The organism is Plantactinospora solaniradicis (assembly GCF_042658085.1).
Taxonomy (GTDB): Bacteria; Actinomycetota; Actinomycetes; order Mycobacteriales; family Micromonosporaceae; genus Plantactinospora; species Plantactinospora solaniradicis.
On sequence record NZ_JBHSPR010000037.1, the window covers coordinates 358,271 to 381,038 of the forward strand.

The window sequence follows — 22,768 nt, forward strand, 5'->3', positions numbered from 1 at the left end:
ACCGTGCCTGGCCGACCCCCACCCGACGGAACCCGACTATGAGCGCTTGTACTTCTTGATGCTGCTGTCTCCGGCGATCTGGTCGGCGCCCTTCTGGCACTGGTCCAGGAACTCCGCCGGGGTGGTCCGGCCGCTGAAGAACTCGCCGCAGGCCGCGTCGACCAGCTCGCGCTCCAGCTTCCGGTAGTAGTTGTTGTACACCCAGTTGAACCCGTTGCTGCCGGAGGCGTCCAGTGCCTTGACCACGGTGCTCAGCCCGAACGGCAGTTCGATCCCCTGGGTCGAGCCGGCGACCGCGCTCAGGCTGGAGACCTTCCGGGTGAAGTCCTGTGCCCCCTTCATCGAGAGCATGGTGCGGAAGTACTCCAACCCGCCGGCCCGGTTCTTCGCCTTGGACGGCACCATGAACGGCTCGCTGGCGGTGCCCCGGATCGCCTCGAACGGCAGCTTGTCGCCGCTGCCGAGGCTGGGCGTCGGCGCGACGGCCATGTTGAAGCCGGCCGGGGTGACCTTCTTCTGCTCGCTCTCCAACCAGGAGCCGCAGGAGATGAAGGCCGCCTTGCCCCGGCACCACTCGGTCTGCGACTGCACGTGGTCGAGGCCGGGGGTACCGGGCAGGATGTAGCCGTCCTTGACGATCTGGTACCAGGCGTCCGCCGACGCCTTCATGGCGTCCGACTTCCAGGCGTTCGGCTCCAGGTTGTCGATCGCCTTCGCGATGTCCAGCCCGCCGAACTTGATTGCCGTCGAGATCACCGGCCAGCTCATGTAGCGGGGGTGCTTGCCGGCGTACGTCCAGGGCGCCATCCCCGACGCCTTGATCTTCTTGCACAGGGCGATGTGGTCGTCCCAGGTCTTCGGGTACTCCCAGCCCTTGTCGGTGAAGAGCTTGCTGGAGTACCAGATGCCGTAGGCCGTGTACGCGTAGTTCAGCACCAGGAACTTGCCGTCGTACGAGCCGACGTCGACGACGCCGGGCAGCAGGGTGTCCCGGACGGTCTTGCCCGGGATGTCGAGGCTGGGCGCGTCGAGCAGTTCGCTGAGGTCGGCGATGGCGTTCTGCGAGACGAGTCCGTTGAAGTCGATCTGGCCGGCGCCGGAGTTGTTCACCACGTCCGGCGGGGTGCCGTCGACGAAGCGGGGCTGCAGGGTCTTGTTGATCTCCTGCGTCGCCGAGTGCTTGATCGTGGCCTTTGGATATTTCTCGGTGTACATCGCCTCGTGAGCTTTGGCATAATCCTCGCCAAAACCACCATTGAAGATGACCACCTCGAGCGGCGCGTCCTCCTTCACGCCGAGCGGGTTCTGCGCGCTCTTCGTGCCTTCGGCGCTCTCGCTGCCGTTGTCGTCGCCACCGCCGAGAGCGCACCCGGTCAATAGGCCGCTGGCGGGCACCGCCAGCAGGCTGGCCGCCGCAGTACGACGGAGGATGTCACGCCTGTTCATAGCTTCTCCTCGGATCCGGTCCAGGTAGACGCCGCGGCCGCACTCGTCGACCGATGGTGCTGGTTTCACCCAAGTGGTGCTTGTCTTCACTTCACGCAAAGTTACTGAAGGATTCTTACGGAAGTGGGTGCCGGCAGCAAGCCCCGGGAGCCGAACCGTTACGCACCGGCAATCCACCACGGCCGGTTGTCGCATAGTGCGCCCGTATCCCGGCGAAGTCGATAGCCTGGCCACATGCGCCGCCTGCGGGAGATCGCCGGCCGTACGCCCGCCCAGCGGGAGCGCTACGTCGACCTGCTCCGCGCGGTGGCGATCACCATGGTGGTGCTCGGGCACTGGCTGATCGCCGTCATCGACCACGACGGCGACGGAGGGCTACGCGGCCACTCCGCGCTGGAGGAACTCGTCTCGGCCCGGCCCGGCACCTGGCTGTTCCAGGTCATGCCGCTGTTCTTCCTGGTCGGCGGCTACGCCAACGCCGCGTCGCTGGACTCGCACCGCCGCCGGGGCGGCGACGCGGGCGCGTGGCTGCGCGACCGCAGCGGACGACTGATCCGGCCCACCACCGTGCTGCTGGTGCTGCTGGCCGCCGCCGCCCTGCTCGCCCGGCTGCTCGGCGCCGGGCCGACCCAGGTCCGCAACGTGATCTGGTACGCCACCGTCCCGCTCTGGTTCCTCTCCGCGTACCTCTTCGTCGTGCTCCTGGCCCCGATCATGTACGCGCTGCACCGGCGCTTCGGCCTCGCCGTACCGGCCGTGCTGCTGGTGCTGGTCGCGCTCGGGGACGTCGCCCGACTGCTCGGCCCGGAGCGGCTGTCGTACGGGAACTACCTGTTCGGCTGGCTGGCCATGCACCAGGTGGGGTTCGCCTGGCGGACCGGGGACCTGCCGATGCGCCCCCGGGTGGGTGTACCGCTGCTGGTGGTCGGTCTGGCCGCGCTGCCGCTGCTCACGGTGCTCGGCCCGTACCCGACCAGCATGATCAACCAACCGGGTGAGCGGATCCAGAACATGTCGCCGCCGAGCCTGGCACTGCTCGCCCTGGCCACCGCCCAGCTCGGGCTGATCATGCTGTGCCGGGCCCCCGCCGAACGCTGGCTGCGCCGGCCCGGGCCCTGGACGGCGGTCGTCGGGATGAACGCCGTGGTGCTGACGATCTTCCTCTGGCACCTCACCGCCGTGATCCTGCTGGCCGGCGCGCTGGACGCGCTCGGCGTACTGCCCACCCCGCCGGTGGGCAGTACGGCGTGGTGGCTCTGGCGCATTCCCTGGCTGATCCTGCTGGCGGTGATGCTGACGGTCCTGGTCGCCGCCTTCGGCCGGATCGAGCTGCGCGGCTCCCGTCGACCCTCCGTACGCCCGCGCTGGCTGCCGGCCCCGCTCTGCCGCACGCTGGACCGCCCGCTCCCCCGGCTACTGCTGCTGGTGCTCGCGATCGCGGCAATCGTGGTCGGGTTGTTCAGCAACAACGCCGCCCCGAAGAGCGGCGAGTACCTCTTCGGCCTGCCCACCGGGGCGCTGGTCGCGTACCTGTGCGGGGCGGCCCTGCTCCGGCTGCTCCGCTCGGTCCCCGGCTGACCGGCCGGCGACCGGTCGTCCGGAGCCGAGCGGCTACCCCCGGATTCGAGCGGCTACCCGCCGGATTCGGCCGCCGCGACCGCCCCGGTGAGGATGTCCAGCGCCTCGGCCGCCTCCTCCTCGGTCACCGTCAGCGGCGGACCCATCCGCAGCACGTTCCCGTACAGCCCGCCCTTGCCCACCAGCAGGCCACCGCGTTTGCACTCCTCGAAGACCCGGGCCGTGGCCACCGGGTCCGGCTCGGTGCCGCCGGGCCGGACGAACTCGACGCCGATCATCAGCCCCCGGCCCCGTACCTCGCCGACGATGCCGTGCCGGGCGGCCACCTCGCGCAGCCCGGCGAGCAGGACGCCGCCGACCCGGGCCGCGTTGGCCTGGAGGTCGTGTTCGAGCAGGTAGTCCAGGACCGCGTTGCCGGCCGCCGTCGAGATCGGGTTGCCACCGAAGGTGGAGAACGACGTGGCGTGCACCTCGTTGAGCACCTCGGCCCGGCCCACCACCCCGGCCAGGGCGAACCCGTTCCCGATCCCCTTGGCGAAGGTCAGCAGGTCCGGCGTCACGTCGTGCGCCTGGTAGCCCCAGAAGTGGTCGCCGGTACGCCCCCAGCCGGTCTGCACCTCGTCGGAGATCAACAGGATGCCCGACTCGTCGAGCACCTTCTTGAACGCCCCGAACAGCCCGTCCGGCGGGGCCACGAACCCGCCGACCCCCTGGATCGGCTCCGCGATCAGGCAGGCCACGTCCCCGGCGGTCTGGGTGGCGAGCACCTCGCGCAGGTCGTCGACCGCCGCGTCGACGTACTCGTCCGGCCTCAGCCGGGACAGCAGGCCACGCAGCCGGTCACCGGAGTGCAGCCAGCTCACCTGTAGCGGGTTCAGCGCGCTCGCCGACCAGCTCCGGTGCCCGGTGATCCCCATCGCGGCGTACGACCGGCCGTGGTAGCTGTTCCGCACCGCCAGGATCTGGTGGGACCGCCGGTAGTTGGTGGCCACCAGCAGCGCCGCCTCGTTGGCCTCGGTGCCGGAGTTGGTGAAGAAGACCCGGGCGTCCGGAATGCCGGAGAGCGCGGCGACCTTCTCGGCCAGCTCGACCTGCTGGCGGATCAGGTAGAGGGTCGAGGTGTGCACCACCCCGGTGCCGAGCTGGCGCTGGACCGCCTCGCGTACCTCGGCGACGTCGTAGCCGATCATGTTCGTCAGCACTCCGCCGAAGAAATCGAGGTAGCTGCGCCCCTGCGCGTCGGTGACCCGGCGACCGGAGCCGGAGACGATCTCGATCGGCTCGGCGTAGTAGAGCGGCATCCAGGACGGCAGTACCGCCCGGTGCCGTGCCAGCAGCTCGTCGGTGGTCATGGTCATCACACCCTTCACCCGGGTACGCGGACCACTGCACGCTCCCACCAGGCGGGTACGGCGGGCAACTTCCATCCTGTAGGTCAACCGGCACCGGACATTGACATGCCGTCAACCGGGGGTTGATTACTATTGCGTGTGCCCAACGAACAACTCCGGCGGATGGACGCCTTCACCTTCCCGTCCCACTCGTTCGACCCGGCCACCGGCAAGGCGGCGCTGGAGTACGCGCTGACCGGCCCGGACGGCGAACTGCGGTTCACCGAGGTGATCACCTTTCCCCGGCCGGAGACGCCGCCGTCACCGCGCACCCTCGACGCCTTCGGCCGGGTGCTGGAGCTGCTGCACCTGGTCGCCGGGGTCAGCTACTACAAGGCCGCCGCACCGCCCCGGCTGATCCTGCCGGCGCCGCTGGGCGAGGCCGCCACCGCGCTGGTCACCGCCGTCTACACCAAGGGCCTCGCCGAGTACGCGTACCGCAACGACCTGCCGTACGTGCTGGAGCTGACGCCCACCGCGCCGGACGGGGAGGTCGGCGAGCCGGAGCTGCTGGACAACTCCGACCGCCGGCCGCTGTCGACGGTGGGCGGCGGCAAGGACTCGATCGTCAGCCTGGAGGCGCTGCGCCGGGGCGGCTTCGATCCGGTGCCGTTCTCGGTCAACCCCAACCACATCATCGTGTCGGTCAACGAGGCGTCCGAACTGACCCCGCTGGCCGCCCGCCGCCGGCTCGACCCGACGCTGATGGAACTGAACGCGGCCGGTGCCCGCAACGGGCACATTCCGGTCACCGCGATCAACTCGCTGATCGCGGTGGCCACCGCCGTGCTGCACGGGCTCGGCCCGGTGGTGATGTCGAACGAGCGCTCCGCCTCCGATCCGAATCTGATCTGGAACGGTCACGAGGTCAACCACCAGTGGTCGAAGGGCGTCGAGGCCGAGGGACTGCTGCGCGCGGCGCTGGCCGGGCACGCGGGCCTGACCGAGCCGTACTTCTCGCTGCTGCGCCCACTCTCGGAGCTGCACATCGCCCGGCTGTTCGCCCAGTTCTCCCGGTACGACGACGTGGTGACGAGCTGCAACGCGGCGTTCAAGTTGCGTGACCCCAGCGCCCGCTGGTGCGGGAACTGCCCCAAGTGCCAGTTCATCTTCCTCGCGCTGGCCCCGTTCATGCCCCGGGCCCGGCTGGTGCACATCTTCGGCACCGACCTGCTCGCCGATCCGGCCCAGGCGCCGGGCTACCTCGAACTGCTGGGCATCGACGCGCACAAGCCGTTCGAGTGCGTCGGTGAGGTGGAGGAGTCGGTGGTCGCGCTCGGCCTGGTCGCCGAGCACCCGGACTGGCGGGACGCGGCCGTGGTCCGGACCCTGCTGGCGGCCATTCCGGCGCAGGCGTGGACGGCCGCGAACGCCACCGACGTGTTCACCCCGTCCGGCCCGCACTTCGTACCGCCGACGTACGCCAAGGCGCTGACCGCGATCTCCTGAGCCGGGTAACCGCCGTCAGAAGCTGCTGACCAGTTTCACGAACGCCTCGTCGAGCATGGCGGGGTCGGTGGCGTCGAACGCCTTGCCCGACGACACCTTGGCGATCCGGCTCAGCGTCCCGAAGTCCGACTCCCGGTCGAAGGCGATGCAGAAGACCTTGACCGGGCGCTTCGGGTCCAGGGCGACGTCGGCGAGCAGCCCCGCCAGGTCGTTGTCCCGGCTGTACTCGTTCTTGCCGTCGGTCAGCACGACGACGGCGTTGATCCGTGTCGGGTCGTACCGTTCGAGCACGTGTTGGTGGGCGGCCCGGACCGTGGCGTAGAGCGCGGTGCTCCCCTCGACGTGCAGGTCGGCGATCCGGCTGTTGATCCGCTTCTGGTCGAACGCGCCAAGCCGGACCTCCTCCCGGTACGGGCTGTCGGACCGCTCCGACGTCTCCGAGGAGAACGACCAGAGTCCGACCCGGTCCTCCGCGTTGAGCAGCGCGAGCCCCTTGGCCGCCGCCGCCGAGGCGACCTGGAAGCGGGTACGCTCGCCGACCGCCGCCTCCATCGACCCCGAGGTGTCCAGCGCGATCAGGATGTTGGCCTTCTTACGCAGCGTGCTCCAGCCGTCCAGCATCGCCCCGACCACCGTCGGGTCCGGCGGCGCGAAATAGGTCAGCCCACCGGTGGGCTCCGCGCCGACGCTGGCGAGCAGCCCCGCCGCGGCTCGGCGTTCGTGGTCCCGGAAGCCGAGGCGGGCGAAGCTCTCCTGCTGGGCGTCCTCGGTCAGGAAGGCGAGGAAGTCGGCCGCCGCCGCGCGCTGCCCCTCGTCGGCGGAGGGAAGCACCACGAACGGGTGGTCCAGGTTGAAGGTGCCCTCCTTCGGATAGACGGCGACCAGCGGGACGTTCGGCCGGCGGCCCCGCTCCTCGCCCCGCTGCTTCGGGCTCAGCTCCCCCTCGTTGTAGAGGTGGACCAGTTCCTCCTGCATGACGATGGCGCTCATGTCGTCCGTGCTGGCACCCCCACCGGCGAGATCGGCCTCGGCGAGGTTGCGCAGCAGGTCCACCACGTCGTCGCTGTAGTGCGACACGTTCGCCTCGATCCGCCGGACGAACCCGGTCACCCCCGGGTCGGCCAGGTCGGAGCGGGTCAGGTCGCTGGACCGGTTCACCGCGGCGTAGTAGGTGGCTATGGTCGCCGCCAGCCCGGAGGTGGAGAGGTTCGGGTTGTCCTTGCCGAAGGTGAAGCGGCCCCACTCGGGCCTGCCGAAGCCCGCCCACCCGTCCCGTCCGGAGAGGCCGAGGATCTCTCCCCAGCCCAGCGGCCCGCGCTGGCGTACCAGCTCGCCCTTTGACTGCGGCATCGCGATCACCAACGGGCTGTTCGCGATCGACGGGTACTGGCCCGGGGTCTGCAACGCCCGCCCGGCGGCCTTGTCGAGCAACCGGAGTTGGCCGGTCCACAGGCTCGACGTCGGCAACCAGACCTGCGGCTCCGGCAGGCCGATGCCGCTCCAGCCAGCGTCCAGCGCCTCGGTGGCCTTGCCGGAGGTCAGAGCGCTGACGTGCACCTGGGCGCAGCCGCCGTCGAGCGACCGGTCGCTGCTGTTGTACCGCTCGGCCAGCTCGACCAGCAACGCCGCCTTCTCGGTCGAGGAGTTGACCTCCAGGTTGGTGGTGCAGTCGGCCCGGGGCCCGTCGGTGTCCGCATCCCGCTGTTGGACGAGCGCGAACGCGCCGGCGATGACCAGCAACCCGGCAGTGACGGCGGCGGTGTACGGCAACCACTGTCGGGTACGCGACGGGGCTGGGGCCATCTGGACGTCCTCCTCGGCAGTTACCTGATGGAGTCAAACTATCGGTGCATCGCCACCGGAGAGGCCGGGTCCGGCTCCCCGCCGGTCAGCGGCGGTCGGACGAGTCGCCGAGTGCCGTCGCGACCAGCAACCGGACCACATAGACCACCACGAAGGTAGCCGCCCCGGTCGCCGCGGCCGCGTCCAACGCGCTCGACGCGACGTAGCCGGCAGCGGCGCCGACCGAGCCGAGGAAGATCGCGGTCGAGATGCCCCAGGCGTCAACCGACTCACGTCGGAGCCGGCGCCCCCAGCCGCCGCCCGGTGTGGACGGCGCGGCGGGAGCACCGGACGCGAACGCGGGAGCCCGGTACTGCGACGGTGCCGCCGACCCGGGACGGGGCGACGACAGCGGCTGGGTCGGCGGCACCGTGCCGGCGGTCTCGTTACCCACCTGGAGCACGGTCTCCCGGCGGAGCGGGCCGGTGACCCTGTCGTCCTGCCCGAGCAGCCGCATCAGTACATTCTCGGCATCCGGCCGGGCCGTCGGATCCTTGGCCAGGCACTGCCGGAGCAGCTCGTCCAGGCCCCGCGGCAGCGGGGGCAGATCGGGCGGGTCGTTCAGCACCCGGTGCATCACCGCGAAGGGCGAGTCGTTGCCGAACGGTGGCCGGCCACCGGCGGCGAAGACGATCGTGGCGGCCCAGGCGAAGACGTCGCAGGGTGGGCCGACCGAGTCATTGCGGAACCGCTCCGGGGCCATGTACGCGATGGTCCCCATCACCCGGCTGGTCACCGTGTCGGTGCCACCCAGGGCGCGGGCGATGCCAAAGTCGATGACCCGTGGGCCGTCCCGGCCAAGCACCACGTTGTCGGGCTTCAGATCGCAGTGCACGACGTCGGAGCGGTGGATCGCGGCGACCGCGGTGGCGGTGCCGACGGCGAGCCGGTGCAACGCGTTGCCGGCGACCGGGCCATGATCCTGGACGTGCCGGTAGAGGGTGGGGCCCTCGATGAACTCGCTGACCACATAGGGCCGTTCCCCGTCCACCTCGGCGAAGAGCACCTGCGCGGTGCAGAACGGGACGACGCGGCGCGCCGCGGCGATCTCCTTCATGAACCGCGACCGTACCCGGGAGTCGCTCAGATCGACATTGATCATCTTGACCGCGACCTGGTCGCCCTGGTCGTCCTCGCCGAGATAGACCACCCCCTGGCCACCCGCGCCCAGCCGGCCGACCAGCCGGTACGGGCCGGCGCTGACCGGGTCGTGTGTCCACAGTGGCGCCAGCCCCGGCACCGGCGTGCCGGCCAGTCCTGTCATCCCGACTCCATCGATGTCGTGTCCGGCACCCGGCGGCGGACGCGTCCATGGTGCCACGTCACCGCCGGCAGCCCGACCAGGTAGCCGAGCGTGCCGGGCCGGACGACCGGCTCAGCCGTCCCGGACGGCGTCCAGGGCCAACAGGGCGACGTGCAGCGAGAGGCAGTCGTCCACCGCGTCCAGGTCGACGCGGAGGATCCGGGATATCCGGGCCAGCCGTTCGTAGTACGCCGGCCGGGACAGGTGCGCCGCCACGGCGGCGGCCGACTTGTTCCGGCCGCTCTCCAGGTAACCGCGCAGGGTGCCGAGCAGTTGCTCGCGCGGGTGTTCGGCGTCGTGCACCAACAGCGGCCCGAGTTCCCGCTCGACGAAGGTCTGCAACCTCGGCTCGTCCCGGAGCAGGTGCAGCAGACCGGCGAGCCCGACGTGCGGCAGCCGGTACACGGGCAGGTCCCGCCGCCCCCGCCGGGCCGCGTCGGCGACCTGCCGGGCCTCGATCAGCGAGCGCCGCGCCTCCCGTACGGTGCCCACGCCGGAACCGGCAGCCACGATCACCGCGCCCGGGGCGCCGTACGCCCGGAGCGTGGCCGGGCCCGCGTCGAGACGTACCCGGTCCAGCGCCGCGGCGAAGGCGGCCAGCGCCCGCTCCTCGACCGCCGCGTCCCGCAACGCCAGTACGGCGCCGACCGCCTGGTCGTCGAGCGTGCTGGACAGCCCGCTCAGCTCGGCGTCCCGCAGCGCCTGGCTGACCGCCTCGGCGAGGTCCCGCAGCCGGGCCTGGCCGGCCGGGCCGCCCGACCCGGCACCGCCGGCTCCCGCCTCGTCGGCGCGGTACCGGACCACGACGCCGACCAGATGCCGACGCTCCAGGGCCACCCCGAGGGCGCGGGCCCGCAGCGCCACCTCGTCGACCGGCCGGGTGTGGTCGAGCAGGGCGGTGAGCAGGGTCCGGTGGATCTGCCGTTCGAGCCCTTCGGCGTCCCGGCGGAGCAGCCGGCCCAGCGCCAGGGTCGAGGCGGCCCGTTCGATCAGGATGGTCAACCGGGTCGGCGGGGCGCCCGGCCCGGCCGCCAGCTCACCGGCGGGCCAGCGCAGCAGCAGCCTCCCCCAGTCCTGCCCCCGGGCACCGACGGTGGTCACCAGCCAGCCCGCGTCCGGGTCGTATCCGGTCCGCCCGGTCGGCCGGACCCGCCGGGAGTGCTGTTCCCAGCCCCGGAGCAGCAGTTCCGCGCTCTCCCCCGCCGGGTCGTACGCGAGCACCTGCCGGGAGAGGTTCTCCAGGATCACCGGGCAGCCGGCCAGTTCCGCCGCCTGCCGGACCACCTCGGCCGGCTCGGCCCCCTCGACGGAGAGTTCGGTGAACCGCTGGTGGATCTCCTCGGTCGCGCGCAACTCGGTGAGCTGGGCGTCGACGATCAGCCCGTGCACCGCCTCGGTGATCCGGACGAACGGGGTCACCCGGTGCAGTTCGACCAGGGGCAGGCCACGGCGCTCGGCCGCCGACACCATCGCCCGGGGTACCACCGCCGGATAACGCCGGCCCAGCTCGACCACCAGCCCGGACACCCCGACGTCGGCCAGCTCGCCGATGAACGCCCGCAGCCCCGCGTCGTCGCCCGGCAGCCCGATTCCGGTGGTGAGGACCAGTTCGCCGCCGCTGAGCAGGGCGGCGATGTCCGGCACCTCGGCGGCATGCACCCAGCGCACCAGCCGGTCGAGCCGGTCCGCCCCGGCGACCACCCTCGGCCCACCGTGCCGGACCGGGTCGAGGGCCAGGACCTCACGCACGGTAGGAAACACGGGCTCGACGGTACCGCCCGACTCCGCGCCACAACTCCCGCCCACGCCCCCGCAACGGCTGGGATGATCACGTAACGTGCGGCCGGTCCACGCCGGCCGAACTCTCCGTGATCATTCGGATCCGCCTACAGCGGGTCGTCGCGGCCGAGCTCCCAGCAGGCGACGGCGGCGGCCGCGGCGACGTTCAGCGAGTCGACCCCCCGACGCATCGGGATCGCCACCCGTACGTCGCTCGCGGTGAGCGCCGCCCGGGACAGGCCGGCGCCCTCCGCGCCGAGCAGCAGCGCCGCCCGAGCCCGGTGCTCCGGTCCGAGGCGCTGGATCGGCACCGCGTCCACCGCCGGGGTGAGCGCGAGCACCGCGAAGCCGGCCGCGCGTACCTCCGCGAGCCCGTCGGGCCAGGGCGACAGCCGGGCGTACGGCACCGCGAAGACCTCACCCATGCTGACCCGTACGCTGCGCCGGTAGAGCGGGTCCGCGCAGGACGGGGAGAGCAGTACCGCGTCGACGCCGAGTCCCGCCACCGCCCTGAAAATCGCTCCGAGATTGGTGTGGTTGTTGACGTCCTCCAGGATCACCACCCGACGGGCGCTGTCGAGCACCTCGGACCCGCTCGGCAGTTCCCGGCGCTGGAACGAGCCGAGTACGCCCCGGTGCACGTGGAAGCCGGTCGTCTGCTCCAGTACGGCGGGGCTGGCGGCGTAGACGGGCGCACCGTCGGTGTCCAGGTCGCCGAGCTGGTCGATCCGTTTCGCGTCGACCAGGAACGACCGTGGCCGGTAGCCGGCCCGGACCGCCCGGCGCAGCACGAGTTCGCCCTCGGCGATGAACAGGCCGTGCGGTGGCTCCCAGCGGGTACGCAGCTCGACGTCGGTGAGCGCCCGGTAGTCGGCGATCCGGGGGTCGCCCGGCTCGGTGATCTCCTCGATCGCCGCCACCGGTACGGCGCCGGCGCGCTTGCCGACCTCGCCGGGCAGGGTGCTGGGGGTTTCTTCGGCGGACACGGCGCCGATTCTCCCCCGCGCCCGCTTCCTCGCGCCGGTCCGGGGCCGCCCCGGTCGGGAGGGGCGACCGATTCAGGTAGGAGATCTCCTACCCTTGACTGGTAGGACATCTCCTACCTATTGTTTCCCGCATGACGATCACAAAAATCCAGCTCCTCTCGATCCCCGTGACCGACCAGGACCGGGCGAAGGACTTCTACGTCGACACCCTGGGCTTCGAACTGCTCGGCGACAACCGGATGGGCCCCGACCAACGCTGGGTCCAGGTGGCACCGAAGGGGGCCGCGACCTCGATCACCCTGGTCACCTGGTTCGACACCATGCCGCCCGGCTCCGTCAAGGGCCTGGTGCTGGAGACCGACGACCTCGACGGCGACGTGGCCGACCTGACCCGTCGGGGCGTACCGGTCGACGGCGGCATCCAGGACGCCCCCTGGGGCCGGTACGTCAGCTTCGACGACCCCGACGGCAACGGCATCGTGCTCCAGGCGACCGCCGCCCGTGGCTGACGTCGACGTCTTCGCCGCGTTGGCCAGCCCGACCCGGCGACAACTGCTCGGCCTGCTCCTGGACCAGGGCGCCCGTCCGGTCCAGGAGTTGGCCGAACACTTCGACATGCGCCGGCCGAGCCTGTCGGAGCACCTCCGGGTCCTCAAGGATGCGGGCCTGGTGGTCGAGCGCCGGGCTGGCCGGCAACGGCTGTACTCGCTGCGCCCGGAGCCGCTGCGGGACCTCGCCGAGTGGCTGACCCCGTACGAGCGGTTCTGGCGGGAGAAGTTGTCCAACCTGCGCGACCTGCTCGACGCGGAGGATGACCAGGAGACGGAGGCCCACGATGGCTGAACTGGGTGTGATCAGGGCTGGACAGTTCCTCACCCATCCACCGGTACGCGTCTGGCGTGCCCTCACCGACGCCGAACTGCTGGCGCGCTGGTTCATGCCCAACGACTTCAAGCCGGTACTGGGGCACCGGTTCACGTTCCGGACGAAGGCCCGGCCGGAGCAGAACTTCGACGGTGTCGTGCACTGCGAGGTCCTGGAACTCGAACCAGTTCGCCTGCTCCGGTTCGCCTGGCGCGGCGGGCACCTCGACTCCACCGTGACCTGGACGTTGACGGCCGAGGGGCACGGTACCCGGCTCGTGGTCGAGCACGCCGGGTTCGATCCCGACGACCCGGCCCAGCGGTTGGCCTTCAAGATCATGGGTGGCGGTTGGCGGTCGCACGTCCTGCGCAGCCTCGCGGAGCTGCTCGCCGCGCAGGACGAACCATCAGACCTGCTCGCCGCGCAGGACGAACCCTCGGACCGGTGAGTCCGGCCGGAGAAGCGCGGTGGTGCCGGCGCTGGTCCACTCAGGACGGGGCGGGCTCGGGCGGCGCCGTCGGGACCATCCCGCCACCCGTGGGTACGACCCCGGACCCGATCGGTACGACCCCGCCACCGGTCGGTACGACCCCGCCACCGGTCGGTACGACCGCGGCGACCGCGCTGGCCGTACTCGCGCGGGTCAGGGCGGCCCGGCCGACCGGCGGCACCAGTCGTCCCGCCCGCCAGGCCACGCCGATCCCGGCGGCGAGCACGAACATCGCGCCGAGGCTGTGCAGCGCGGCCACCAGCAGCCCGCCGACTCCGAGCAACGGAGCCGCGATCATCAACAGCGTGCCGTCGGCCCGACTGAACACACCGGAGCGGAACACCGCCAGGCCGGTCAGCCACCAGCCCAGCGAGTACAGCGCCCCGCCGCTGATCGCGATGACCCGGCCCGCCGTACCGAACGCCGCCGTGTCGTCCGGCAGTCCGCCGAACGGCAACAGCAGCATCGTCCCGGCGATCGCGACCAGCAGCCCGGCGGTGGCGATCACCCGGCTCCGGGCGGCGACCAGCAGGCTGGCCACGGCCATCACGCCGAGCAGGCCGAGCCAGAGTGCGCCGATCCAGCCGAGCAGGTGGGCCGGACGCTGCTGGGTGAGAAAGGGCGCCGAACCGGATCCGACCAGGGTCACCGAACCGTAGACAATGGCGTAACCGGGCAGCACCCAGACGGCGGCGCGGGCGAACCGGCGCAGTGACCAGGCCCAGGTGGCGTCGCTCGCCGGCTGGCCGGTCCCGCGCTCGACGACGAACGGCAACAGGGCGAACCCGCCGTACGGCCACCGCCCCGACACGGGATCGGCGGTGTGGCCGACCGTGGGTCCGGAGCCGGTGGAACCGTCGAGCGTGGGCCCACTGCCGCCGATCGTCCGCTGTGGCGAGTTCGTCCGCTTTGGTGGCTTCGTTCGTTTTGGTGGTGCGAGGTGATACTTGGGGTTCGAGGGGTGGGTTTCCGATTTCGAGGGGTGGATCACACGCCGTCACCTCGCTCCACGTGCTGCGCGGGTGGGCGCGGGCGCATCCGCTCCGGCACCCCGCTCCTGGTCACCACCCGTCGCTAGGACCGATCGTGTCAGGTGTCGGGGTGCCGTGCGGACGCTTTCGCGAATCAGCCGCCGGAGCGCGGGCGGAAGGCCCGGAGGCTCAGCCGCGTTCCTCCCGCCGATCCACACTGGAGTCGTCGACCAGGCTGGCCGGCGAGACCGGCTCGGGCGCCGGCAGTTCCGGGCTGTCGGTGGACCGGGACGTCACCTGCGCCTCGGCGGCGCGTACCTCGGCGTTGACCTGCCGGGCCGCCTCGGCCGCGGCCTCCGCCGCCTCGGCCGCCTCGCGCTCGACCGCACCCGAGTCGACCGTCGTCCGGGGCATGTCGCCGACCATCTGGCTCAAACCGCCCAGCGCGCCGCCGATACCTTCGAGTGCCTTGTTCAACTCGGCGGGCACGATCCAGACCTTGTTCGCGGTGCCGTTGGCGATCTGCGGCAGCGCCTGGAGGTACTGGTAGGCCAGCACCTTCTGGCTCGGGTTGGCCTGGTGGATGGCGTCGAAGACGGTACGGATCGCCTTGGCCTGGCCCTCCGCCTGGAGGATCCGTGCCTGCCGGTCACCGTCGGCGCGGAGCACCGCGGCCTGCTTCTCGCCCTCCGCGGTGAGGATCTGCGACTGCTTCTGCCCCTCCGCGTTCAGGATCGCCGCTCGGCGGTCCCGCTCGGCGCGCATCTGCTTCTCCATCGAGTCCCGGATGCTCGCCGGCGGCTCGATGGCCTTGATCTCCACCCGGGTCACCTTGATGCCCCAGCGTCCGGTCGTCTCGTCGAGCACACCGGACAGGTGCCGGTTGATCTGGTCCCGGCTGGTGAGCGCCCGCTCCAGGTCGAGCGAGCCGATCACGTTACGCAGGGTCGTGACCGTCAACTGCTCGATGGCCTGGAGGAAGTTGGAGATCTCGTAGGTCGCCTTCACCGCGTCGGCGACCTTGAAGTACAGCACCGTGTCGATCGAGACCCCGAGGTTGTCCGAGGTGATCACCGGCTGGGGCGGGAAGCTGACGACCTGCTCCCGCATGTCGACCTTGGTCCGTACCGCGTCGATGAACGGCACCAGCAGGTTGAGGCCGGGGTGCAGGGTGCGCTTGTACTTACCGAGCCGCTCGACCACGTCCTGACGCTGCTGCGGAACGATCCGGACAGCCCTGACCAGAGTGACCACCGCGATCAGGGCCACGGCGGCCAACAGTAGACCGACCACAGTTTCCACACTGCTCACCTCTTTGTATCGGGTTGCTCACCAGTAGCGATATCGTCGTGCCAGACCAGGGCGGTCACGCCCTTGACCTCGATCACCCGCACCCGCTCACCCGGAGCGAACACCTGGGTCACGTCGTAGGAACGGGCGGTCCAGATCTCGCCGTCGATCTTGACCACCCCACTCTCGGCGTCCACCCGTTCGAGCACCAACGCGGTGCTCCCGGCCAGCGCCTGCATGCCGAACGGCTGCTCGTCGCCACCCAGCGCCGCCTGGCGGTGCCGCTGGATGGTCGGGCGGGCGAACACCAGGGTCAGTGCCGAGACGGCGGCGAACACCACGGCCTGGAGCGGCACCGGGGCACCGAGTGCGGCGGCGCCCGCGGCGGCGAACGCTCCGATCCCGAACATGATCAGGAACAGCGTCGTCGTGAAGATCTCCGCGACGACCAGCACGACGCCCAATACGATCCACAGGAGTGGCTCCACACACTGATCCTGTCACGCTGGTGCACCTGTCGGCCAACGACGCATCGGTACCGATAAGATCCTGTGCGTCGGTTTTTGATCTGATTCGCGCACCAGTACCGAAACCGCCGGTCCGCATCCCCGGCCCCGACTTTCCCGGTCCCGACTTTCCGGTCCCCGACGACCAGTTCCGCCCCCCGTCCCCCAGCCCGAGGAGGTACCCGACGTGGTCCCCCTGCCGCCGGAGTCCGGCCTGCTGCCCGACACCACCCGCCGGATCGACGCGCTCGTCGCCCAGGCCCAGGCCACTGGCCGGGCACCTTCGCTGATCATCGGCGTGCTCCGCGACGGCGGGCTCGCACACGTCGCCGCCGCCGGCCAGACTCCGAAACCCGATCCGGACACCCAGTACCGGATCGGCTCGATCAGCAAGACCATGACGGCGGTACTGCTGCTCCAACAGCGCGACGAGGGGCGACTCGACCTCGACGACCCGCTGGACCAGCACCTGCCCGGCACCCCCGTCGGGGCGGTACGACTCCGCCAGCTCCTCGGCCACGCCGCCGGGCTGCAACGCGAGCCGGACGGCGACTGGTGGGAACGCTCCGCCGGAGCCGACCTCGACACCCTGCTGGCCGGGCTGACCACCGCCAAGCTGGCCCACCCGCCACACCGCACCTTCCACTACTCCAATCTGGCGTACGGGCTGCTCGGGGCGGTGCTGGAACGGATCACCGGCGAGGCGTGGTGGAAACTGGTCCGGACCCGGCTGCTCGATCCACTGGGGATGGTCCGCACCTCCTACCAGGCGACGGAGCCGTTCGCGCGCGGATACGTCGTACATCCCTGGCACGGGACGCTGCGGGAGGAACCGCGTACCGACACCGGGGCGATGGCACCGGCCGGACAGATCTGGGCCACCACCACCGACCTGGCCCGGTGGGCCGCCTTCCTCGCCGCGCCGGATCCGGAGGTGCTCGCCCCCGGCACGCTCACCGAGATGTGCGTTCCGGTGGCCATCTCCGACCTCGACTCCTGGACCTCGGGGTACGGGCTCGGCCTGGAACTGCACCGGGTCGGCGACCGGGTGTACGTCGGGCACGGCGGCTCCATGCCCGGCTACGTCGCGACCCTGTCGGTGCACCGGCCGTCCCGCACCGGCGTCGTCGGTTTCGCCAACTCGTACGGGTTCCGGTCCGGTTCGCTTCCCGTGCTCGGCCGGCAGGTGCTCAGTACGGTGCTCGACTCCGAGCCCGTGCCGGTCCGGCCCTGGCGACCGGTGTCCGCGCCGCCGGCACCGGAGATCGCCGAGTTGACCGGTCGCTGGTGGTGGATGGGCCGGGAGATCGAGGTGGCCTGGGAGCCGACCACCGACGAGTTGCTGATCGCCCAGCTGTCGCCGAGCGCCGCCGCGCCCTGGCGGTTCAGCCGGGACAGCACCGGACGGTGGCGCGGCCGGTCCGGCCTGAACGACGGCGAGGTCCTCGTGGTGCGCCGCGACCCGACTGGCGCCGCGACGGCGCTCGACATCGCCACCTTCGTCTTCACCCGCGACCCGGACCGGACCGACTAGGAGGACCCCGACCGGACCGACCAGGAGCCGGACGGCCCGTCACGAACCGGATGGCACCGTCACGAAGTCGATCAGCCGTTCCATGGCGTTGATCAACGGTGTCTCCACGTCGTGGAAGCTGTCGACCCGGGAGAGGATCCGCCGCCACATCTGTGCCGGCTCGGCGACACCGAGCGCCGCACAGACGCCCTCCTTCCACGGCCGTCCCGGCGGCACCACCGGCCACGCGGGAATGCCGACCGCCGACGGCTTCACGGCCTGCCACACGTCCACGTACGGATGCCCGGTGACCAGGACGTCCGGCGAGGTCACCGCCGCCACGATCCGGCTCTCCTTCGACCCGGGCACCAGGTGGTCGACGAGGACGCCCAGCCGGCGCCCCGGCCCGGGACCGAAGTTCCGGACCTCGGCGGCGAGTTCGTCGATGCCGTCGAGCGGCTCCACCACCACGCCCTCGATCCGCAGGTCGTCGCCCCAGATCCGCTCCACCAGCGCGGCGTCGTGGATCCCCTCCACCCAGATCCGGCTGGCCTTGGCGACCTGTGCCCGTACCCCGGCCACCGCGACCGAGCCCGACGCCGTCCGCTGGCGCACCGGTGCCGCCATCGCGGGCCCCGGTCGGCGCAGCGTCACCGGCTTCCCGTCGAGCAGGAACGCCGCCGGCAGCAGCGGAAAGTTGCGCCGTCGCCCGTGCCGGTCCTCCAGCACCACCGCGCCCGACTCGAACCCCACCACCGCGCCACAGAAGCCCGAGTCGGCATCCTCGACCACCAGATCGGGCTCGGCGTCCACCTCGGGCACGACCTTGCGGCGCCGCCAGTTTCCGGCGAGCACGTCGTCTCCGTACATCCTCCCCATGAGGGCCGACGCTAGCCGTGACCGGCCGAACAGTGTCGTAGACGCGCCGCCCGGCGGGCACCCGAGACAGCCGCCACGCCGAGCACGTACCCTAGCCGCATGTCCCCCGCAACGGGCGCGGCGACTCTTGTAGCGCGCCGGTCCAGCCGTTTCGTGGCCTGGGTACGCGCTTGGCGTGCCGGGCTGGTGCCGTACGACGAGATCGCCGAGGAGATCGCCCGCGGCGAGGAACACCTCGTCGCCGATGCTCCGGGCACCTGGACGGACGTGCCGCTGCGTGACGCACTGGCCACCTTCTCCAAGCACTCGCCCGACGAGATCCGCCTGGTGCTGCCCGCCCCCGGTGATCCGCGCGGGCTGCCCGGCCCCGGCCCGTTCGCCTCCGCCGCGCTGCTCGCCGGTGAGGCGGTCGTGGCCCGCGACCTGGGCGTCATCCCCGAGGTGCGTACGCACACCTCCGGGTCGGGAGTGACCTTCGAGACGCTGCTGTGGCGGGTGTACCCACTGCCGGAGAACGCCCCCGCCGCCTCGCTGGTCAATCCCGGCGCGGCCGAGGCCGAGGCGGAACTCTCGATGGCCCTCGCCGAGGCGACCGCGGCGCTGACCCGACTCGACGTCGCGCAGTGGCGACCGGAACTGGCCGGGGCGCTCGCCGCGCTGCGCCGCCCGGACAACGGGATCGACCTGCCGCCCGGTTTCGATCCGCGCTCCCGCCGGCTGTTCGCCCGGGCCAGCGTGCTGGACCAGGTGCTCGCGCTGGCCGAACACGCCGCGCCGGGCGGCTCGGTGAACGGCCACGAGGCCCAGCAACGCGACGCCGCGTTGCGACCGCTCACCGCGGCCTGTCGCCGGGCGGTCGTCGCCGCCTGCAACGCCCCGCTCTCGGCGTAGCCGCGACGTCGGACACCCCGGCGCCGATCCACCCCCGCACCACCACCAGGCCCGCACCATCACGCGGCCCGGGAACAACTCCCGGCCCGGGACAACTCCCGGTCAGCCCGGTACGGTCGTCCGCTCCCGGTACGCCTGCGCCCTGGCCCGGGCGAACCGTTCCGCCGGCTCGCCGGCCAGATAGTTCCACGGATACTCGGTCACCAGGTCACCGACCGCGTCGAACTGCTCCGCCACCGCGGCGTGCTCGTCGGCGAGCCAGAAGGCCATCGCAAAATTGTTGTGCGGACCCGGCCAGCCCGGCCGACGCCGGTAGTCGGGATGCCGGACGGACCGGTCCGCCGCCCAGTGCAGTGCGGCGCGCACCTCCGGTTGCCGCATGTGCGCCCGGTCCGGCCCGTCGGGTAGGTCCAGCCACCGTTCGATGTGCGCCTTCGGCATCAGGGCGCCGAGCCCACTGCCGGCCGGCGCGTTGGCCACCGTCTCGTCGACGAAGCTGTGCATCTGCTCGTGCGAGCCGCCCCATTTGGCGCAGAGTTGACCGAACATTCTGCTGTGTGCCCCGTGGTGCCAGCGGTACCGGGCGGTGGCCTCCGAGAACCGACGGTGGGCCTCCTCGACGCCCGACCCACGTCCCATCGCGGTGACGATCAGCAGCGCCCAGCCGGTGGGGTCGTTCGGGGCCCGCTGCACCGCCTCGTCCAGGCAGTCCTCGGCGAGCTTCAGCCGTTGGGCGAACATCTGGAACTGGGCCGCCGAGGTGTCCGTGGCCCGCCCGCTGCCCCGGGCCTGCCAGGCCCAGCGGATGGCGTGGGCGCCACGGACCAGCACGGGCAGTGCCGACCGGGGCTCGGCCTCGATCCACTCACCGATCCAGGCCTGCATCCCCGTCGTCTCCGCCGCCATGTCGATGTACCAGGCGAAGTCGTCCGGATCCTCGACGGTACGCAGGAACTCGTGCACCGGACGCCAGTTCCGGTTGGCGAGATGATCGAGCAGTATCACCGCGTCCGGATCACCGAGCGTCGGGTCGATCGTCGGAACGGTCAATTTGGCGCCACGACGGAACGGCCACACAGGTCATGTCCTCTCTAGACGGTCGGCACGGATCGTACGGACATCGACGGGTCTTGTGGGGGCACGGTCCGAAGCGATAGCGTCCCGCTCCGTCCTCGAAACGAGCAAGCGACCACGGGGGAATGTCGCATGATTGCTACGGTTCGGGCGGGAGTGGCCGTTGCGATGCTCGCCGGTTTCTACCTGCTCGCGCTCGTCCAACTCGTCGCCGTCTTCGGGCTCGGTGCCTGGCTGGCCAGCCTGATACCGGGGCTGCTGGCGCTGAAACTGATCTGGCCGCTGCTCGTCGCGGCGTCCGGAACGGTGGGCCTGGCGCTCTGGCGGGCGATCCGCAGCCGGCCGGAACCGCCGGAGGGACTACCCGTCACCCCGGCGCAGGCGCCGATGCTGTGGAACGTGGTCCGGAACCTCGCGACCGAGGTCGGCACCCGACCCCCGGACGAGATCCGGCTCGTACCGATCGTGAACGCCGCGGTGGTCGAGCAGAGCCGACTGCTCGGGTTGCTCTCCGGGCGGCGCCATCTCTACCTCGGCATTCCGCTGCTGTACGGACTGAGCCTCGCCCAGCTCTACGCCGTACTCGCGCACGAACTCGGGCACTACTCGGGCCGGCACACCGCGCTCGGTGCGGTGGCCTACCGGGGACGGCTGGCGATCGGCGGGACGATCGCCCGGATCGGCCGCTACAACCCCATCGGTTGGGGCTTCAAGGGCTATGCCCGGCTGTACCTGCTGGTGGACCACGCGGTGGTACGGCGCCAGGAGCTGGAGGCCGACCGCGCCGCCGTACGGGTGGCGGGCCGGCAGGCCGCCGGTGACGCGCTGCGTGAACTGCACGTGATCGACGCCGCCTGGGACTTCTACTTCTCCCGGTACGTCGGGCCGGCCTGGGAGTCCGGACACACCCCGGAGGATCTCTTCGGGGGTTTCCGCCACCTGCTGGCCAACCGGCAGCCGGAGCTGGCCCGGCTCCGACAGACCACTCCGGACGATCAACCCTCGCGTTGGGACACCCATCCGCCACTGGCCGAGCGGCTCTCCGCGATCGCCGGTGCCCCGGTCCAAAACGTGGCCGTCGACGACCGCCCGGCCGCGCTGCTGCTCCCCGAACTCGACCTGCTCGGCCGCGAGTTGCAGGCCGCGTTGATCGACACCGACGGCCGGGCTGTGCTGTCCTGGCCGGAACTGACCGCGTTCACCGCCGGGGCGGCCACCGAACGGGCCGCCGACCGGGTCGTGACGAGGCTGACCGAGGTGGTCGCCGGCACCGCGCCGCCGTGCCTGGGTATCCTGCTCGACCTCGTCGAGGCGAACCGGCTGGTCGAGCTGGCCCAGCCGCTGCTGCCGGCCGCCACCCGCCGGGAACTTCCCGGCGAGTTCGCGCCGATGCTGGTTCCGGTGCTGACCCTGGCCGCCCTGCGTTCCGGGGCCGTCCGGTGGCGGCACTCCTGGTCCGGGCCGCCCGAACTGCTGGGCGTCCAGGACGGCAGGCCACTCGACCTGGCCGAGCTGGCCCAGCTCGCCGTCGTACCGGAGACCGCGCCCCGGGCCCGGTACTGGCTGGGCGCGCTCGGGGTCGACCTCGCCGCACCGCTGTCCGCCACCCCGGCGTCGGGCTCCCCGGGCGGCCCGGAGACGGGTACGGCGCACGCCGGGCCCCCGGCCGACCAGGTGCTGGGTGGTTTCGCCCACCTGAAGGTCAACGACGTTCCGCACGACGTGCTCGTACTCGGCAGCGGGCTGATCCTGGTCGCCAACCCGGACAAGTCCGAACTGGGACAGAAGCGGCTGACCCGGCTGATCGAGAGCATGCCCGTCGCGGAGCTGACCGAACGGCACCAGTTCGTTCCGTACGCCGAGATCGGCCGGGCCCAGATCCTCAAGTCCGTACCGCTGCGTGCCGAACTGACCCTGACGGACGGCCGTCAGCTCACCCTCGCGGCCGGTTGGACGACGCCCCTGCTGAACAAGGACAGCGACAGCGTGCTGATCCGACTGCTCGGCTCGGAAACGAGCGGCCGGTTGCCGCGCCCGTCGGCCGACGGCGGCCCCGTACCCGTGGCCGGATCCACCGGCGGTGGCCCGGCAGGGCAGGCCGGGGTCCCCTCGGGTGGCCGCGGCGCCGACGGTGCCCGGGTGCTCGACGGCCTGGCCAACGTCAAGGTCGACAACGCCCAGTACGACCTGTTGGTCCTCGACGTCGGCCTGGTGCTGATCGGCGACCCCGGTCCGTTCCACCATGGCCGGGAGCGGCTGCTCACGCTGATCCGGCGCTGGCCGGTCGCGGAGATCGCCGACCGGAACTGGCTGATCCGGTACGAGGAGATCGTGCGGGCCCGGGTCAACCGGAGCATCCCGGTCCGGGCCGATCTCGAACTCGGCACCGGCCACCGGATCACCATCACCGAGCCGTGGACCACCCAGACGCTCACCGACCAGAGCGGTCAGGTACTGATCGACGCGCTCCGTTCGGTCGGTGCCGAGGTCGTCGGCTGACCCGTGGCGGATCCGGC

General features: G+C 71.5%; 19 protein-coding genes. 8 read left to right on the top strand and 11 right to left on the bottom strand.

From position 1 onward, the window contains the following. Window positions 1–36: 36 nt before the first annotated feature. Complete coding sequence (gene ngcE / locus ACFP2T_RS32990; RefSeq protein WP_377428705.1) at window positions 37–1,446, bottom strand: N-acetylglucosamine/diacetylchitobiose ABC transporter substrate-binding protein; 1,410 nt, start codon at window positions 1,444–1,446, stop codon at window positions 37–39. A 234-nt stretch (window positions 1,447–1,680) separates the two neighbouring features. Between ngcE and ACFP2T_RS32995 the strand changes: the two genes are divergently transcribed. After that, window positions 1,681–3,024 (top strand): acyltransferase family protein, encoded by a 1,344-nt coding sequence (locus ACFP2T_RS32995; RefSeq protein WP_377428707.1) that lies wholly within the window; start codon window positions 1,681–1,683, stop codon window positions 3,022–3,024. A gap of 53 nt (window positions 3,025–3,077) precedes the next feature. On the opposite strand, the gene ACFP2T_RS33000 is transcribed toward ACFP2T_RS32995, so the two are convergent. Then, window positions 3,078–4,376 carry an aspartate aminotransferase family protein gene (locus ACFP2T_RS33000; protein ID WP_377428709.1) on the bottom strand — a complete coding sequence of 433 codons (1,299 nt, stop codon included), beginning with the start codon at window positions 4,374–4,376 and terminating at the stop codon, window positions 3,078–3,080. A 138-nt stretch (window positions 4,377–4,514) separates the two neighbouring features. Between ACFP2T_RS33000 and ACFP2T_RS33005 the strand changes: the two genes are divergently transcribed. Beyond that, a complete protein-coding gene (locus tag ACFP2T_RS33005; RefSeq protein ID WP_377428711.1) occupies window positions 4,515–5,864 on the top strand; it encodes a MurL-like N-terminal domain-containing in 1,350 nt (449 codons plus the stop codon). A 15-nt stretch (window positions 5,865–5,879) separates the two neighbouring features. On the opposite strand, the gene ACFP2T_RS33010 is transcribed toward ACFP2T_RS33005, so the two are convergent. From ACFP2T_RS33010 to ACFP2T_RS33025, 4 genes are all read right to left on the bottom strand, one after another. Further along, window positions 5,880–7,667: a vWA domain-containing protein gene (locus ACFP2T_RS33010; protein WP_377428713.1), complete on the bottom strand. Its 1,788-nt coding sequence runs from the start codon at window positions 7,665–7,667 to the stop codon at window positions 5,880–5,882. An 85-nt stretch (window positions 7,668–7,752) separates the two neighbouring features. Beyond that, a complete protein-coding gene (locus ACFP2T_RS33015; protein WP_377428714.1) occupies window positions 7,753–8,970 on the bottom strand; it encodes a serine/threonine-protein kinase in 1,218 nt (405 codons plus the stop codon). 111 nt (window positions 8,971–9,081) lie between these two features. Then, entirely contained in the window at window positions 9,082–10,770 is a 1,689-nt protein-coding gene (locus ACFP2T_RS33020; RefSeq protein WP_377428716.1) for a PucR family transcriptional regulator, read from the bottom strand. A 125-nt stretch (window positions 10,771–10,895) separates the two neighbouring features. Further along, window positions 10,896–11,747 (bottom strand): TrmH family RNA methyltransferase, encoded by an 852-nt coding sequence (locus ACFP2T_RS33025; protein WP_377428963.1) that lies wholly within the window; start codon window positions 11,745–11,747, stop codon window positions 10,896–10,898. Window positions 11,748–11,905: 158 nt separating this feature from the next. Between ACFP2T_RS33025 and ACFP2T_RS33030 the strand changes: the two genes are divergently transcribed. From ACFP2T_RS33030 to ACFP2T_RS33040, 3 genes are read left to right on the top strand one after another with little or no spacing between them, the layout of a single operon-like run. Next, complete coding sequence (locus ACFP2T_RS33030; protein ID WP_377428718.1) at window positions 11,906–12,283, top strand: VOC family protein; 378 nt, start codon at window positions 11,906–11,908, stop codon at window positions 12,281–12,283. Then, on the top strand, window positions 12,276–12,617 hold the full coding sequence (locus tag ACFP2T_RS33035) for an ArsR/SmtB family transcription factor (protein ID WP_377428720.1): 342 nt from the start codon (window positions 12,276–12,278) through the stop codon (window positions 12,615–12,617). Before ACFP2T_RS33030 ends, ACFP2T_RS33035 begins: the two co-directional genes overlap by 8 nt. Further along, window positions 12,610–13,086: an SRPBCC family protein gene (locus ACFP2T_RS33040; protein WP_377428722.1), complete on the top strand. Its 477-nt coding sequence runs from the start codon at window positions 12,610–12,612 to the stop codon at window positions 13,084–13,086. The genes ACFP2T_RS33035 and ACFP2T_RS33040 overlap by 8 nt, the downstream gene beginning before the upstream one ends. Before the next feature lie 40 nt (window positions 13,087–13,126). On the opposite strand, the gene ACFP2T_RS33045 is transcribed toward ACFP2T_RS33040, so the two are convergent. The 3 genes from ACFP2T_RS33045 to ACFP2T_RS33055 all read right to left on the bottom strand — a co-directional run bounded on the left by ACFP2T_RS33045 (window position 13,127) and on the right by ACFP2T_RS33055 (window position 15,877). Then, window positions 13,127–13,939 (bottom strand): hypothetical protein, encoded by an 813-nt coding sequence (locus ACFP2T_RS33045; protein ID WP_377428724.1) that lies wholly within the window; start codon window positions 13,937–13,939, stop codon window positions 13,127–13,129. 349 nt (window positions 13,940–14,288) lie between these two features. Then, a complete protein-coding gene (locus ACFP2T_RS33050; RefSeq protein WP_377428726.1) occupies window positions 14,289–15,401 on the bottom strand; it encodes an SPFH domain-containing protein in 1,113 nt (370 codons plus the stop codon). Between the two features lie 5 nt (window positions 15,402–15,406). Next, window positions 15,407–15,877, bottom strand: coding sequence for an NfeD family protein (locus tag ACFP2T_RS33055; RefSeq protein WP_377428728.1), 471 nt, complete (start codon window positions 15,875–15,877; stop codon window positions 15,407–15,409). A gap of 205 nt (window positions 15,878–16,082) precedes the next feature. On the opposite strand from ACFP2T_RS33055, the gene ACFP2T_RS33060 reads away from it, so the two are divergent. Further along, window positions 16,083–17,429 carry a serine hydrolase domain-containing protein gene (locus ACFP2T_RS33060; RefSeq protein ID WP_377428730.1) on the top strand — a complete coding sequence of 449 codons (1,347 nt, stop codon included), beginning with the start codon at window positions 16,083–16,085 and terminating at the stop codon, window positions 17,427–17,429. Window positions 17,430–17,468: 39 nt separating this feature from the next. Here ACFP2T_RS33060 and ACFP2T_RS33065 read toward each other — a convergent pair whose 3' ends face one another. After that, window positions 17,469–18,287 carry a DUF3097 domain-containing protein gene (locus ACFP2T_RS33065; protein ID WP_377428732.1) on the bottom strand — a complete coding sequence of 273 codons (819 nt, stop codon included), beginning with the start codon at window positions 18,285–18,287 and terminating at the stop codon, window positions 17,469–17,471. Between the two features lie 99 nt (window positions 18,288–18,386). Here ACFP2T_RS33065 and ACFP2T_RS33070 point away from each other — a divergent pair, with 99 nt between their 5' ends. Then, window positions 18,387–19,178, top strand: a complete 792-nt coding sequence (locus ACFP2T_RS33070) for a hypothetical protein (RefSeq protein WP_377428734.1) — start codon at window positions 18,387–18,389, stop codon at window positions 19,176–19,178. A 102-nt stretch (window positions 19,179–19,280) separates the two neighbouring features. Here ACFP2T_RS33070 and ACFP2T_RS33075 read toward each other — a convergent pair whose 3' ends face one another. After that, a complete protein-coding gene (locus ACFP2T_RS33075; RefSeq protein ID WP_377428736.1) occupies window positions 19,281–20,228 on the bottom strand; it encodes a single stranded DNA-binding domain-containing protein in 948 nt (315 codons plus the stop codon). 156 nt (window positions 20,229–20,384) lie between these two features. On the opposite strand from ACFP2T_RS33075, the gene ACFP2T_RS33080 reads away from it, so the two are divergent. Continuing rightward, entirely contained in the window at window positions 20,385–22,751 is a 2,367-nt protein-coding gene (locus ACFP2T_RS33080) for a M48 family metallopeptidase (RefSeq protein ID WP_377428738.1), read from the top strand. Window positions 22,752–22,768 lie beyond the last annotated feature (17 nt).

Excerpts from the sequence above, each read along its gene's own strand:
- ngcE (WP_377428705.1), bottom strand. The coding sequence starts at position 1,446 with ATGAACAGGCGTGACATCCTCCGTCGTACTGCGGCGGCCAGCCTGCTG.
- ACFP2T_RS32995 (WP_377428707.1), top strand. The coding sequence starts at position 1,681 with ATGCGCCGCCTGCGGGAGATCGCCGGCCGTACGCCCGCCCAGCGGGAG.
- ACFP2T_RS33000 (WP_377428709.1), bottom strand. The coding sequence starts at position 4,376 with ATGACCACCGACGAGCTGCTGGCACGGCACCGGGCGGTACTGCCGTCC.
- ACFP2T_RS33010 (WP_377428713.1), bottom strand. The coding sequence starts at position 7,667 with ATGGCCCCAGCCCCGTCGCGTACCCGACAGTGGTTGCCGTACACCGCC.
- ACFP2T_RS33015 (WP_377428714.1), bottom strand. The coding sequence starts at position 8,970 with ATGACAGGACTGGCCGGCACGCCGGTGCCGGGGCTGGCGCCACTGTGG.
- ACFP2T_RS33030 (WP_377428718.1), top strand. The coding sequence starts at position 11,906 with ATGACGATCACAAAAATCCAGCTCCTCTCGATCCCCGTGACCGACCAG.
- ACFP2T_RS33040 (WP_377428722.1), top strand. The coding sequence starts at position 12,610 with ATGGCTGAACTGGGTGTGATCAGGGCTGGACAGTTCCTCACCCATCCA.
- ACFP2T_RS33065 (WP_377428732.1), bottom strand. The coding sequence starts at position 18,287 with ATGGGGAGGATGTACGGAGACGACGTGCTCGCCGGAAACTGGCGGCGC.
- ACFP2T_RS33070 (WP_377428734.1), top strand. The coding sequence starts at position 18,387 with ATGTCCCCCGCAACGGGCGCGGCGACTCTTGTAGCGCGCCGGTCCAGC.
- ACFP2T_RS33080 (WP_377428738.1), top strand. The coding sequence starts at position 20,385 with ATGATTGCTACGGTTCGGGCGGGAGTGGCCGTTGCGATGCTCGCCGGT.